The following is a 12,595-nucleotide window of genomic DNA, read 5'->3' as shown; positions in this document are numbered from 1 at the left end:
CCATGCGAAATGCTTGTTTGTTCTAAATGTATGCTCGTACCGCACGGTTATGACCTAAGAAACAGAGATCACAATTTCAGGAGGGTATTTATGTTGTCGTTCTTCACGTTTGTTAAAGATCTTAAAACGATCCGGAAGGCTTTATTGCTATCCTGTCTGCTCTTCGCAGTAGGAGCGGTTATAGGGTGGGTCGCTACTAGCAGTCTGGAAAAGTTATTGGTTCAGCAATTGGAGGGGCTCAGTGAAATCAGTGGCAACCTTAGAGATTCTTCTAATCCGCAATGGAGCTTCTTTGTATTTATATTTTTGAATAACAGCATCAAAGGTGTTCTTATCATATTTTTAGGAGCGTTGTTCGGTATACTGCCAGCCATATTCTTATTTATTAATGGAGCGGTTATCGGCTATCTGATTCATTTATCAGCATTGCAAGGACAGGATTTGTTCGAACTAATAGTAAAAGGACTGCTGCCACATGGGATTATAGAGATTCCAGCGATCATTATTGCTTGTGCATTTGGACTGCAGTTCGGAGGTAAAGTTCTTGCAAGTATATTTAGCTCATCCACTAAAAAAGTGAACAGAGGTGTTGATTGGTCTTCGTTCATGCGTCAAACACTTACAGCATCTATTTGGACAGTAATCCTGTTATTTGTTGCAGCCATCATTGAAAGCACAATAACTTTTTCTCTTTTATCATAAAACTTCCGAGAATGGAGCATAACATTAAAGCTATTCATCCAAGGATTGCCTAAAGGTCAGAAGTATATAATCGTGACGAAACCATAAAGGGAATTTTTAATAATTATGGTTATAAAAAGAGTACTCCGGTTAATCTAGTGTAAGAGGATCTTAAGGCAGCTTTCTCCATGAGATGGACTAACTAATTATGTACAAGGGGTTTTTGGTTTTAGTGAATGTGTTACTTGCAACTTCATGAAGGAGGCCAAGCATATGTTGGGAATGTTGTTTAACGAAAAAGAATGCAAGGAACTGGATTATGTTTTGCGGAAAGAACTCGATGAGATGCTGTTAGATTTGAGCGATCAGCGCTTGGACCAAAATATCAGGCATGCCATCGCCAATAGATATAAGACTGTATTTCGTATGTATGCTCGTTTTGCTCCTCAGAAAGAGCTTTCTAAGTATGCATGGGGTGGACGTTCTTCTCAGTATAAACACTGAGGATAGGTGGTAAATGCAAGAGTCTTATAGTGATTTAAGATTTTTTAATAAAATAGCTTGACTAAAAAGGAGTGCTCGTGATAAATTATATCTCGCGCTCCTTTTGCTTGTGTAAAAGGGAAGCGGAAGGCAAGAAAAGTTAAAAAAAACTTTTTAAAAAAAAGACTTGCCAAACAACGAAACACTGTGATATATTATAAAGGTCGCCGCTGACAAACAACGACGACGAAATGAGAGACATTGATCTTTGAAAACTGAACAACGAGTGAGTAGGAAATCACGAAAGTGAAATCCAAAATAGAGAATTAATTTTCTCGTCAGATGTTTCAAAATGAGCATATCGCTCTTTTCAATACTAATTGGAGAGTTTGATCCTGGCTCAGGACGAACGCTGGCGGCGTGCCTAATACATGCAAGTCGAGCGGAGTTGTTTTGAAAGCTTGCTTTCAAAACAACTTAGCGGCGGACGGGTGAGTAACACGTAGGCAACCTGCCCCTTAGACTGGGATAACTACCGGAAACGGTAGCTAATACCGGATAATTTCTTTTTTCTCCTGAAGGAAGAATGAAAGACGGAGCAATCTGTCACTGAGGGATGGGCCTGCGGCGCATTAGCTAGTTGGTGGGGTAACGGCCCACCAAGGCGACGATGCGTAGCCGACCTGAGAGGGTGAACGGCCACACTGGGACTGAGACACGGCCCAGACTCCTACGGGAGGCAGCAGTAGGGAATCTTCCGCAATGGACGAAAGTCTGACGGAGCAACGCCGCGTGAGTGATGAAGGTTTTCGGATCGTAAAGCTCTGTTGCCAGGGAAGAACGTCCGGTAGAGTAACTGCTATCGGAGTGACGGTACCTGAGAAGAAAGCCCCGGCTAACTACGTGCCAGCAGCCGCGGTAATACGTAGGGGGCAAGCGTTGTCCGGAATTATTGGGCGTAAAGCGCGCGCAGGCGGTCATTTAAGTCTGGTGTTTAAACCTTGGGCTCAACCTAAGGTCGCACTGGAAACTGGGTGACTTGAGTACAGAAGAGGAAAGTGGAATTCCACGTGTAGCGGTGAAATGCGTAGATATGTGGAGGAACACCAGTGGCGAAGGCGACTTTCTGGGCTGTAACTGACGCTGAGGCGCGAAAGCGTGGGGAGCAAACAGGATTAGATACCCTGGTAGTCCACGCCGTAAACGATGAGTGCTAGGTGTTAGGGGTTTCGATACCCTTGGTGCCGAAGTTAACACAGTAAGCACTCCGCCTGGGGAGTACGGTCGCAAGACTGAAACTCAAAGGAATTGACGGGGACCCGCACAAGCAGTGGAGTATGTGGTTTAATTCGAAGCAACGCGAAGAACCTTACCAGGTCTTGACATCCCTCTGAATCTGCTAGAGATAGCAGCGGCCTTCGGGACAGAGGAGACAGGTGGTGCATGGTTGTCGTCAGCTCGTGTCGTGAGATGTTGGGTTAAGTCCCGCAACGAGCGCAACCCTTAACTTTAGTTGCCAGCAAGTCATGTTGGGCACTCTAGAGTGACTGCCGGTGACAAACCGGAGGAAGGTGGGGATGACGTCAAATCATCATGCCCCTTATGACCTGGGCTACACACGTACTACAATGGCCGGTACAACGGGAAGCGAAGCCGCGAGGTGAAGCCAATCCCATCAAAGCCGGTCTCAGTTCGGATTGCAGGCTGCAACTCGCCTGCATGAAGTCGGAATTGCTAGTAATCGCGGATCAGCATGCCGCGGTGAATACGTTCCCGGGTCTTGTACACACCGCCCGTCACACCACGAGAGTTTACAACACCCGAAGTCGGTGGGGTAACCCGCAAGGGAGCCAGCCGCCGAAGGTGGGGTAGATGATTGGGGTGAAGTCGTAACAAGGTAGCCGTATCGGAAGGTGCGGCTGGATCACCTCCTTTCTATGGAGAATCGTTTCCTGCAATGGAGACATTCAAATCGGAAGTTAAGCTTCCACAATAGAACCTTCGGGTTCGAACACTCACTCGTGTTCAGTTTTGAAAGAGTAAGTCTCTTTCATATACGTTTGGTGGCGATAGCGGAGGGGTTCCACACGTACCCATCCCGAACACGACCGTTAAGCCCTCCAGCGCCGATGGTACTTGGACCGAAGGGTCCTGGGAGAGTAGGACGCCGCCAAGCGGACAACCATTCATTGGTTGATTCACAATGTTATATATGTTATATGGGCTTTTAGCTCAGTTGGTTAGAGCGCACCTCTGATAAGGGTGAGGTCGGTGGTTCGAGTCCACCAAGGCCCACCATATAACTTTATAGAGTAACGAGGCCTCCGAAAAGTAATCGGAATTAGCTTCGGAGCTAGACTTCACTTTTTGGAGTGAATTTCATGGGGCCATAGCTCAGCTGGGAGAGCGCCTGCCTTGCAAGCAGGAGGTCAGCGGTTCGATCCCGCTTGGCTCCACCATAATTTTAATTCAATACCTTCTTTAAACATTGATCCTTGAAAACTGGATACCGAAACGAATTTGCGTTTTAGAACATCTTTTAGCAACTTGTGTAAACAAGTAAATGTTATTAGTGAGATGATTCCAAGAGAAATGTCATTGTATGATATTTTCCTGCGGAAAAATCAAGGTTAAGCTAATAAGAGCACACGGAGGATGCCTAGGCGCCAGGAGCCGACGAAGGACGTGGCGAACAACGAAACTGCCTCGGGGAGCTGTAAGCAAGCTTTGATCCGGGGGTGTCCGAATGGGGAAACCCAGCTGTGGTAATTCGCAGTTACTCATTTCTGAATACATAGGAAATGTAGAGGCAGACCAGGGGAACTGAAACATCTAAGTACCCTGAGGAAGAGAAAACAATAGTGATTCCGTCAGTAGCGGCGAGCGAACGCGGAACAGCCTAAACCTAAGAGCTTGCTCTTAGGGGTTGTGGGACGTCTCACATGGAGTTACAAAGGAATATGGTAGGCGAAGAGGTCTGGAAAGGCCCGCGATAGAGGTAAAAGCCCTGTAGCCTAAACTGTGTTCTCTCCGAGACGGATCCCGAGTAGTGCGGGGCACGTGAAACCCCGTATGAATCCAGCAGGACCATCTGCTAAGGCTAAATACTACCTGGCGACCGATAGTGAAACAGTACCGTGAGGGAAAGGTGAAAAGCACCCCGGAAGGGGAGTGAAATAGAACCTGAAACCGTGTGCTTACAAAAAGTCAGAGCCCTATCTATGGGTGATGGCGTGCCTTTTGTAGAATGAACCGGCGAGTTACGTTTAACATGCAAGGTTAAGCCGAGAAGGTGGAGCCGCAGCGAAAGCGAGTCTGAATAGGGCGATTTAGTATGTGGACGTAGACCCGAAACCGTGTGATCTACCCCTGTCCAGGGTGAAGGTGCGGTAACACGCACTGGAGGCCCGAACCCACGTACGTTGAAAAGTGCGGGGATGAGGTGGGGGTAGCGGAGAAATTCCAATCGAACTCGGAGATAGCTGGTTCTCCCCGAAATAGCTTTAGGGCTAGCCTCGGTATAAGAGTAGTGGAGGTAGAGCACTGATTGGGTGCGGGGTCCGCAAGGATTACCAAGCTCAGTCAAACTCCGAATGCCATATACTTATTGCCGGGAGTCAGACAGTGAGTGCTAAGATCCATTGTCAAAAGGGAAACAGCCCAGACCATCAGCTAAGGTCCCCAAGTGTGTGTTAAGTGGGAAAGGATGTGGAGTTGCACAGACAACCAGGATGTTGGCTTAGAAGCAGCCACCATTGAAAGAGTGCGTAATAGCTCACTGGTCGAGTGACTCTGCGCCGAAAATGTAACGGGGCTAAACACACCACCGAAGCTATGGCTAGATACGTATGTATCTGGGGTAGGGGAGCGTTGTATGTGGGTTGAAGGTGTACCGTAAGGAGCGCTGGACAGCATACAAGTGAGAATGCCGGTATGAGTAACGAAAAGATCAGTGAGAATCTGATCCGCCGAAAGCCCAAGGTTTCCTGAGGAAGGCTCGTCCGCTCAGGGTAAGTCGGGACCTAAGGCGAGGCCGAAAGGCGTAGTCGAAGGACAACAGTTTGAAATTACTGTACCACCGTAATCCGCTATGAGCGATGGGGTGACGCAGGAGGGTAGTGACGCGGACTGATGGATATGTCCGTCTAAGCAGTGAGGCTGATGTGTAGGCAAATCCGCACATCATTAAGGCTGGGCTGTGATGGGGAGCGAAAATTGTAGTAGCGAAGGTCATGATCTCACACTGCCAAGAAAAGCCTCTAGCCAGGAGAAGGTGCCCGTACCGCAAACCGACACAGGTAGGCGAGAAGAGAATTCTAAGGCGCGCGGAAGAACTCTCGTTAAGGAACTCGGCAAAATGACCCCGTAACTTCGGGAGAAGGGGTGCCCCGGTAGTGTGAATAGCACGAGGGGGCCGCAGTGAAAAGGCCCAAGCGACTGTTTAGCAAAAACACAGGTCTGTGCGAAGCCGCAAGGCGAAGTATACGGGCTGACGCCTGCCCGGTGCTGGAAGGTTAAGGGGAGTGGTTAGGAGCAATCCGAAGCTATGAACCGAAGCCCCAGTAAACGGCGGCCGTAACTATAACGGTCCTAAGGTAGCGAAATTCCTTGTCAGGTAAATTCTGACCCGCACGAATGGCGTAACGACTTGGGCGCTGTCTCAACGAGAGATCCGGTGAAATTTTAATACCTGTGAAGATGCAGGTTACCCGCGACAAGACGGAAAGACCCCATGGAGCTTTACTGCAGCTTGATATTGAATTTGGGTACGATCTGTACAGGATAGGTGGGAGCCGTAGAAATCGGAGCGCAAGCTTCGGTGGAGGCGCCGTTGGGATACCACCCTGATCGTATCTAGGTTCTAACCTAGTACCCTTATCGGGTACGGGGACCGTGTCAGGCGGGCAGTTTGACTGGGGCGGTCGCCTCCTAAAGAGTAACGGAGGCGTTCCAAGGTTCCCTCAGAATGGTTGGAAATCATTCGAAGAGTGCAAAGGCATAAGGGAGCTTGACTGCGAGACCTACAAGTCGAGCAGGGACGAAAGTCGGACTTAGTGATCCGGTGGTACCGCATGGAAGGGCCATCGCTCAACGGATAAAAGCTACCCTGGGGATAACAGGCTTATCTCCCCCAAGAGTCCACATCGACGGGGAGGTTTGGCACCTCGATGTCGGCTCATCGCATCCTGGGGCTGAAGTAGGTCCCAAGGGTTGGGCTGTTCGCCCATTAAAGCGGTACGCGAGCTGGGTTCAGAACGTCGTGAGACAGTTCGGTCCCTATCTGTCGTGGGCGCAGGAAATTTGAGAGGAGCTGTCCTTAGTACGAGAGGACCGGGATGGACGTACCGCTGGTGCACCAGTTGTTTCGCCAGAAGCATGGCTGGGTAGCTACGTACGGACGGGATAAGCGCTGAAAGCATCTAAGCGTGAAGCCCCCCTCAAGATGAGATTTCCCAATTAGTAAGACCCCTTGAAGACGACGAGGTAGATAGGTTGGAGGTGGAAGTGCAGTAATGCATGGAGCTGACCAATACTAATCGGTCGAGGGCTTATCCTATACTTAAAACGCAAATTCAATTCGGATTCAGTTTTCAGGCATCAAGCCTGAGCATTTACGCTGTAAATGCCCGTTTGGTGGCGATAGCGGAGGGGTTCCACGCGTACCCATCCCGAACACGACCGTTAAGCCCTCCAGCGCCGATGGTACTTGGACCGAAGGGTCCTGGGAGAGTAGGACGCCGCCAAGCGGATATTCCCTGATAGCTCAGTTGGTAGAGCACTCGACTGTTAATCGAGTTGTCACAGGTTCGAGCCCTGTTCGGGGAGCCATGCTCTCATAGCTCAGCAGGTAGAGTGCTTCCATGGTAAGGAAGAGGTCACCGGTTCGAATCCGGTTGAGAGCTCCACAGATTTGCACGGCCCGTTGGTCAAGGGGTTAAGACACCTCCCTTTCACGGAGGTAACATGGGTTCGAATCCCATACGGGTCACCAACTTTTACTTGTACTTACCCTTAGAGGGTCCCATAGATATGGAGGCTTAGCTCAGCTGGGAGAGCATCTGCCTTACAAGCAGAGGGTCGGGGGTTCGATCCCCTCAGCCTCCACCATAATCTTCCTGAGAGATTATGGGCAACATAGAGGTATCATCAATGGGGATTAGCCAAGCGGTAAGGCAACGGACTTTGACTCCGTCACTCATAGGTTCGAATCCTATATCCCCAGCCAAGTGCGAGCCATTAGCTCAGTTGGTAGAGCACCTGACTTTTAATCAGGGTGTCGAAGGTTCGAGTCCTTCATGGCTCACTTTTATTATTACATGCGCGTGTGGCGGAATGGCAGACGCACCAGACTTAGGATCTGGCGTTTCACGACGTGGGGGTTCAAGTCCCTTCACGCGCACCACTTATTGCGGACGTGGCTCAGCGGTAGAGCATCGCCTTGCCAAGGCGAGGGTCGCGGGTTCGATTCCCGTCGTCCGCTCCATAATTTTTGCGCCCTTAGCTCAGCTGGATAGAGCGTTTGACTACGAATCAAAAGGCCGGGAGTTCGAATCTCTCAGGGCGCGCCATTTTTTATTAAGCAATTATATTATTTTAACGGGATGTAGCTCAGCTTGGTAGAGCACCTGGTTTGGGACCAGGGGGTCGCATGTTCAAATCGTGTCATCCCGATTTTTCACCTTTGCGGGTGTAGTTCAATGGTAGAACTTCAGCCTTCCAAGCTGATAGCGTGGGTTCGATTCCCATCACCCGCTCCATAATTTTATAGTAACGGGATGTAGCTCAGCTTGGTAGAGCACCTGGTTTGGGACCAGGGGGTCGCATGTTCAAATCGTGTCATCCCGATACTCAGCTTAAACGCTCTTAGAAAGCTCTTACTTCGGTAAGAGCTTTTTTTGTTATGTATTGATTTAATAACACGCATATAATCACATAACGTATGTTTTATCATTCTTCCAAAAGAAATTGAACTTCTGGTGGAATACCAATCCGTAGATAATAACTTTTCCATGACTCTTCTTGCTCAGGATTGCTGCCTGTGGATAGTAGCTTTACAGCAAAAACATTAGCTTGACGTTCAAGCTTCCCAGGAGAGAAGTAGGAGCTTTCCTCCAGAAAGAAACGGTTAATCCCCTTATGAAGGCGATCATGTCCTAATTCATGCGCACAAACGAAGCGCTGCCACTCAACTGGCAACTCATTATGAATGACGATAAATCTTCTTCTTAGTTTTCGGTAATATAATCCCTTTGTGCCTGTCCCAAGGTTCATGAAACGAATGTGAATGCCTAGCGCTGAGGCCAGCTCGAACGGACAGTTGGTTTTATATTTTTTAATCAGATTATTGATCAGTTCATCCATATTCTTCACCTGCAGCATGTTAGTGTAGTTATTAAGTGTTGTTGGATTTATTTCTTTTGTTCATCTGTTTGGCTTCCCAGAATAAGCCGGTCAGTACATCTTTTATCCTCTGCTTGTCTTCCTTGTCTAGTGGAATCCCATCAAACATAAGCTCTCCATCATCCTCTAGCATCTTTCGGAAATCCCGCTTATCCTTGCTCGTAGCCCACTCTGGTACAACCTCTTCGCTTGGAAGGGACTGTTCCTGTAAATACCCGGCTTGATCCATTAGCTCCTCGTACGGGACTCCTGTAGCCTCTGCTATTTTGCGTAATGTAGTTGGCTTAGGCACTCCTCTTAGACCATTTTCAATCCGTGAAATCTGTGATCCGCTAATCCCTGCTTCTGCAGCCAATTGATTAATAGTGAGTCCCTTTGATTCGCGAAGTTGCTTCATGTAATCGCCAAATTCTTGTTTCATCTTAACCACTCCTTATAGACTGAAACTTATGATAATAATATAAGCCATTTTTGCCAATTGGTAAACAACAAAGCTTATATTATTGCCAAAAGGCAAGATAATGGAGGGAAAGCTATTCTTTTTCGCCCAAAACAGGCTAAAACGGGGTTTTACGAGATTGGTAGAGAAGTGGTATATTATAGAAAAATACGAACAGAATACGAACACTTTTTATTTTAGCACATTGCTTAGGAAACTTCTGCAATTTAATCTCATTCTGTTAAAACCTAAAGGAGTGCATAAAATGATGAACTTATCTGCTTTACCAGAGTTAGACCGTCGCCGAACCCAGGTCGCTATAGAGAGCATGTTGGAGAAATACCGTATTTTTAAGACCGTTACATTTGAGGCTAAGGAAGCCAGTACTACGTATTCGTATACAGAAAGATTTCATGGTCCTACGAATACTGTTACTGATCAGACTGCTACGATAGCATCTTATAATGTGGATATACCGGCTGCTAGGAGGGCTTTTTGTTCAGCGATAGACTCTGTGGTAGAAAGACTCGATACGAGGGAACAACAATTAGTAAGAGAGCGTTATATGAAAAGAGATGAAACGTATGACTATACGATTTACAATCATGTGTTTGATCCACCGGTGAGTAAGGATACTTACGTCAAGATACGCTCGAAGGCTTTTTATAAGATGGCTTTGGCTTTAACGGATCTTGGTCTACTGTCCCTTAATACCTTAATAACAGCACCTAGAGTGAAGAAAGAGAAGATTAGTATTAATTAAGAAATATAGATGGTTACTTAAGACTGTGTCGTCCGAGTGGATGATGCGGTCTTTTTTTATTGATTTTATGTTACTCCGAAAAACCGCTCTATACCATCCCAAAGCTAGCTTAAACCTCGTCGGTATACCGTCTCTGCAAGGCAAATAGGGGTGTATATTTATAACATGGCAAATGAAGTAAAAAGAACACCGCAAGAGCATGAATGCTCTGCTAATAGTTCAACCCTAGTGGTGAAGAGAACAAATCTAGCGGTGAAAGATTCTTTTGGCATTAGCCTATTGTAGAAGGGTATTATCCAACATCGGATAGTATCCTTTTTTATTCTTAAATTTAGTAGAGGGGGTGTCTTCTTAATGTTAATGCAATTGAAGGTTAACACCATCAAAGATCGGCGAACCGCCGCAGCTCAGAAAGGAATGGAGTGATGTCGGTACAACAATTACGAGATCACATTACGAGTGCGCTGGAGCGGTATTTTCCAGATGTGCCTGTGTATGTGGAGGGGCAGAAACCTCAGACGGCTTATTTTTATCCTGGACTGATCTCAGCGACTCTGGATCGGCAGCGGGAAGGCAGGTATTTGGCGCTCTATCGCTTCGGTATCCGTTATGAACAAGGCAGTCTGCTGGAAGCTGAGAGAATGGCTGATAAGCTAAGCGAGGCAATGGCAGGGATGGAGCAAGAGGGTGGCTCTTTTCGTGTAGCTAGGCAAGCCTGGGAAGCTGGGGTAGAGGGCCATGGGCCGCTTTTTACGACGGACTATATGGTGTATTTGCAAAGTGAGAAGCCTGACCCCATTAAGATGGGACAAATGATAGGAGGAGAAAGACTGAAATGAGCACAAAGGTGAGTAATGGAGATCGTTTTGGTAAAGAGCAGATTGTGAATTCATCGCTTTTTACGGCTAAGGAAAAGGATGTGCTGAACGTTATTTTGCAGGTTGACAAAAGTTATACGATCGAAGAAGCGAAGCAATCTATGGGATTGTTTATTAATAAGGAGGTTTTGAACTAATGGCAGGCGGAACATGGACAACTCAAAACAAGGTACGCCCCGGGGTGTACGTAAATGTAGCATCGAATCAAGGTGCCATCGGAAAAATGGGAGAACGCGGGATTACTGCTTTGGCACTTGCCCTATCTTGGGGAGAACCGGGAGTGATTATGAAGATTACCCCGCAGGACGATGTGAATAAGCTGCTAGGTTATGATTTGGAACATTCGACACTACTACCAGTGCGCGAAGCGCTGAAACGTGCGGGAACATTGCTGCTCTATCGATTGAATGAAGGAGTTAAAGCGGCGGTAACAAATAGCGGCCTCCAGGTAACTGCTAAATACGGAGGTGTACGCGGGAATGATCTTTCTGTTGTTATTGAGAAGAATATTGAGAATAATGCTCTTTTTGATGTGAAGACGTTGCTGAATGGAACCGAAATGAACAAGCAAACGGTTGGAACGGCTGAAGAGTTAGTCGCCAACGATTACGTTCAATTCCAGAAAAATGGAGCGGAAGGCTTGAAGCTAACCGCAGGTATGCCGCTTATTGGCGGAGCTAATGGTACAGTGACCAACGGCGCGCACAGCGATTTCTTATCTGCTCTTGAGGTGCTTGAGTTCCAAACGGTTGGACTAGTATCGCAGGATAGTACGCTTAAGGCGCTGTATAGCTCTTGGGTAAAACGACTGCGGGATACTGAAGGGAAGAAAGTACAGGCTGTACTATCGGACTATGCGACTGCGGGTCATGAAGGTGTGATCAGCGTGAAGAATGGGGTAGTGCTAAGCGACGGAACTACGATTGATAACATCTACGCCGTGGCTTGGGTAGCCGGTGCGACGGCTGCTGCTGCAGTGAATCAATCGCTGACTTATCAGGGATATGACGACTCCGTTGACGCTGATGTGCGGCTTAGCCATTCTGAGACGACAGCAGCTTTGCTGCAAGGTGAACTGCTCTTTACTTACAGTGGAGGTCGGGCCGTGGTGGAGCAGGATATTAACACGTTTACGGCATTTTCTCCGGATAAAGGCAAAGCGTTCTCTAAGAATCGTGTCTTGCGTGTGCTGGATGGAATTGCGAATGATCTAAAGCGTATTTTTGAGAACTACTACATTGGTAAGGTAGCTAATAATGAAGATGGACGGGCCCTATTCTGGTCACAATGTGCGACTTATATGAATGATCTGCAGGATATCGGGGCGATTGAAAGCTTCAATGCGCAGACCGATGTTGTCGTTGTGGCAGGTACCGATAGCGATAGCATTGTGCTCGATGTGGCTGTGAAACCGGTAGATTCCGTAGAAAAAGTATATATGAAAGTGAAGGTGGTTTAAGATGGCATTTTTAAAAGCTAGCGATACGATTTCCGGCCAGGAGGGCCGTGCGTATGCCGTGATTGGCACGCAAACTGAAGAGATGTTCTATGTGAAGACACTTGAAGCTACGGTAGAAAAAACAAAGGCAGAGGTGAAGACCTTAGGCCGCCGTGGTGTTCAGCATAAAGCGACTGGATGGTCGGGCAGCGGCTCGATGACGATTTTTTATATGACTAGCCGTTTCCGCCAGATGATGCTCGATTATATGAATACAGGTGTCGATCAATACTTCGATATTGAAGTTACGAATGAAGATCCATCGTCCAGCGTGGGAGCACAACGTATTATTTTAAAAGGCGTAAACCTTGACAGTGTCATCATGGCCTCTCTGGATACAGAATCTGATGCTCTGGAAGAAGAAGTTAGCTTTACGTTTGAAGATGTGCAGATTGTACAAGCTTTTGGCGCTCCGGCAGGCTCCGGAAACTAATAAAGACAACTAGATAGGA

At 47.4% G+C, this 12,595-nt stretch carries 9 protein-coding genes, 14 tRNA genes and 4 rRNA genes; 25 read left to right on the top strand and 2 right to left on the bottom strand.

The window, feature by feature from the left end; translation table 11 throughout:
* The first annotated feature begins 93 nt into the window (after positions 1 to 93).
* The 20 genes from QNH28_RS26605 to QNH28_RS26510 all read left to right on the top strand — a co-directional run bounded on the left by QNH28_RS26605 (position 94) and on the right by QNH28_RS26510 (position 8,010).
* Positions 94 to 702: a stage II sporulation protein M gene (locus QNH28_RS26605; protein WP_481858415.1), complete on the top strand. Its 609-nt coding sequence runs from the start codon at positions 94 to 96 to the stop codon at positions 700 to 702.
* 252 nt (positions 703 to 954) lie between these two features.
* Positions 955 to 1,185 carry a hypothetical protein gene (locus QNH28_RS26600; RefSeq protein WP_036680631.1) on the top strand — a complete coding sequence of 77 codons (231 nt, stop codon included), beginning with the start codon at positions 955 to 957 and terminating at the stop codon, positions 1,183 to 1,185.
* 356 nt (positions 1,186 to 1,541) lie between these two features.
* Positions 1,542 to 3,099: ribosomal RNA gene (locus QNH28_RS26595) — 16S ribosomal RNA — on the top strand.
* Between the two features lie 124 nt (positions 3,100 to 3,223).
* Positions 3,224 to 3,340 (top strand): 5S ribosomal RNA (gene rrf, locus QNH28_RS26590).
* Positions 3,341 to 3,385: 45 nt separating this feature from the next.
* Positions 3,386 to 3,462 (top strand) — tRNA-Ile (locus QNH28_RS26585).
* A gap of 85 nt (positions 3,463 to 3,547) precedes the next feature.
* A tRNA-Ala gene (locus tag QNH28_RS26580) sits at positions 3,548 to 3,623 on the top strand.
* 169 nt (positions 3,624 to 3,792) lie between these two features.
* Positions 3,793 to 6,721: ribosomal RNA gene (locus QNH28_RS26575) — 23S ribosomal RNA — on the top strand.
* A 73-nt stretch (positions 6,722 to 6,794) separates the two neighbouring features.
* Positions 6,795 to 6,911 (top strand): 5S ribosomal RNA (rrf, locus tag QNH28_RS26570).
* Together the 16S, 23S and 5S rRNA genes with 14 tRNA genes alongside form the textbook arrangement of a ribosomal RNA operon.
* Before the next feature lie 6 nt (positions 6,912 to 6,917).
* A tRNA-Asn gene (locus QNH28_RS26565) sits at positions 6,918 to 6,993 on the top strand.
* Position 6,994: 1 nt separating this feature from the next.
* A tRNA-Thr gene (locus QNH28_RS26560) sits at positions 6,995 to 7,070 on the top strand.
* A gap of 11 nt (positions 7,071 to 7,081) precedes the next feature.
* A tRNA-Glu gene (locus QNH28_RS26555) sits at positions 7,082 to 7,156 on the top strand.
* Between the two features lie 40 nt (positions 7,157 to 7,196).
* Positions 7,197 to 7,272 (top strand) — tRNA-Val (locus tag QNH28_RS26550).
* A 43-nt stretch (positions 7,273 to 7,315) separates the two neighbouring features.
* Positions 7,316 to 7,390: transfer RNA gene (locus QNH28_RS26545), tRNA-Gln, on the top strand.
* A 5-nt stretch (positions 7,391 to 7,395) separates the two neighbouring features.
* Positions 7,396 to 7,468, top strand: a tRNA-Lys gene (locus QNH28_RS26540).
* Between the two features lie 15 nt (positions 7,469 to 7,483).
* Positions 7,484 to 7,567 (top strand) — tRNA-Leu (locus QNH28_RS26535).
* Positions 7,568 to 7,573: 6 nt separating this feature from the next.
* Positions 7,574 to 7,648, top strand: a tRNA-Gly gene (locus tag QNH28_RS26530).
* Positions 7,649 to 7,656: 8 nt separating this feature from the next.
* Positions 7,657 to 7,733, top strand: a tRNA-Arg gene (locus tag QNH28_RS26525).
* A gap of 29 nt (positions 7,734 to 7,762) precedes the next feature.
* Positions 7,763 to 7,836 (top strand) — tRNA-Pro (locus tag QNH28_RS26520).
* A gap of 12 nt (positions 7,837 to 7,848) precedes the next feature.
* Positions 7,849 to 7,922: transfer RNA gene (locus QNH28_RS26515), tRNA-Gly, on the top strand.
* Positions 7,923 to 7,936: 14 nt separating this feature from the next.
* A tRNA-Pro gene (locus tag QNH28_RS26510) sits at positions 7,937 to 8,010 on the top strand.
* Positions 8,011 to 8,112: 102 nt separating this feature from the next.
* Here the strand turns inward: QNH28_RS26510 and QNH28_RS26505 are convergent.
* Together QNH28_RS26505 and QNH28_RS26500 are read right to left on the bottom strand one after the other, a co-directional pair.
* Entirely contained in the window at positions 8,113 to 8,526 is a 414-nt protein-coding gene (locus QNH28_RS26505; protein ID WP_042132516.1) for an ImmA/IrrE family metallo-endopeptidase, read from the bottom strand.
* A 31-nt stretch (positions 8,527 to 8,557) separates the two neighbouring features.
* Complete coding sequence (locus QNH28_RS26500) at positions 8,558 to 8,986, bottom strand: helix-turn-helix domain-containing protein (protein ID WP_283909208.1); 429 nt, start codon at positions 8,984 to 8,986, stop codon at positions 8,558 to 8,560.
* Between the two features lie 286 nt (positions 8,987 to 9,272).
* On the opposite strand from QNH28_RS26500, the gene QNH28_RS26495 reads away from it, so the two are divergent.
* The 5 genes from QNH28_RS26495 (at position 9,273) to QNH28_RS26475 (ending at position 12,576) form a co-directional block, all read left to right on the top strand.
* A complete protein-coding gene (locus tag QNH28_RS26495; RefSeq protein WP_481858414.1) occupies positions 9,273 to 9,767 on the top strand; it encodes an ArpU family phage packaging/lysis transcriptional regulator in 495 nt (164 codons plus the stop codon).
* A gap of 425 nt (positions 9,768 to 10,192) precedes the next feature.
* The gene (locus QNH28_RS26490) at positions 10,193 to 10,606 is read left to right on the top strand and encodes a phage tail terminator family protein (protein WP_283909206.1); all 414 of its coding nucleotides are present in this window, start codon (positions 10,193 to 10,195) and stop codon (positions 10,604 to 10,606) included.
* A complete protein-coding gene (locus tag QNH28_RS26485) occupies positions 10,603 to 10,782 on the top strand; it encodes a hypothetical protein (RefSeq protein ID WP_283909205.1) in 180 nt (59 codons plus the stop codon). Before QNH28_RS26490 ends, QNH28_RS26485 begins: the two co-directional genes overlap by 4 nt.
* Complete coding sequence (locus tag QNH28_RS26480; protein ID WP_283909204.1) at positions 10,782 to 12,104, top strand: phage tail sheath family protein; 1,323 nt, start codon at positions 10,782 to 10,784, stop codon at positions 12,102 to 12,104. Before QNH28_RS26485 ends, QNH28_RS26480 begins: the two co-directional genes overlap by 1 nt.
* 1 nt (position 12,105) lies before the next feature.
* Complete coding sequence (locus QNH28_RS26475) at positions 12,106 to 12,576, top strand: phage tail tube protein (protein ID WP_283909203.1); 471 nt, start codon at positions 12,106 to 12,108, stop codon at positions 12,574 to 12,576.
* Positions 12,577 to 12,595: the final 19 nt, after the last annotated feature.

This window comes from Paenibacillus sp. G2S3, from assembly GCF_030123105.1.
GTDB lineage: Bacteria > Bacillota > Bacilli > Paenibacillales > Paenibacillaceae > Paenibacillus_AQ.
This window is presented reverse-complemented; position numbering and strand designations above follow the sequence as displayed.

Coding starts and splice junctions, on each gene's coding strand:
- QNH28_RS26600 (WP_036680631.1), top strand. CDS start 955: ATGTTGGGAATGTTGTTTAACGAAAAAGAATGCAAGGAACTGGATTAT.
- QNH28_RS26505 (WP_042132516.1), bottom strand. CDS start 8,526: ATGGATGAACTGATCAATAATCTGATTAAAAAATATAAAACCAACTGT.
- QNH28_RS26500 (WP_283909208.1), bottom strand. CDS start 8,986: ATGAAACAAGAATTTGGCGATTACATGAAGCAACTTCGCGAATCAAAG.
- QNH28_RS26495 (WP_481858414.1), top strand. CDS start 9,273: ATGAACTTATCTGCTTTACCAGAGTTAGACCGTCGCCGAACCCAGGTC.
- QNH28_RS26490 (WP_283909206.1), top strand. CDS start 10,193: ATGTCGGTACAACAATTACGAGATCACATTACGAGTGCGCTGGAGCGG.
- QNH28_RS26485 (WP_283909205.1), top strand. CDS start 10,603: ATGAGCACAAAGGTGAGTAATGGAGATCGTTTTGGTAAAGAGCAGATT.
- QNH28_RS26480 (WP_283909204.1), top strand. CDS start 10,782: ATGGCAGGCGGAACATGGACAACTCAAAACAAGGTACGCCCCGGGGTG.
- QNH28_RS26475 (WP_283909203.1), top strand. CDS start 12,106: ATGGCATTTTTAAAAGCTAGCGATACGATTTCCGGCCAGGAGGGCCGT.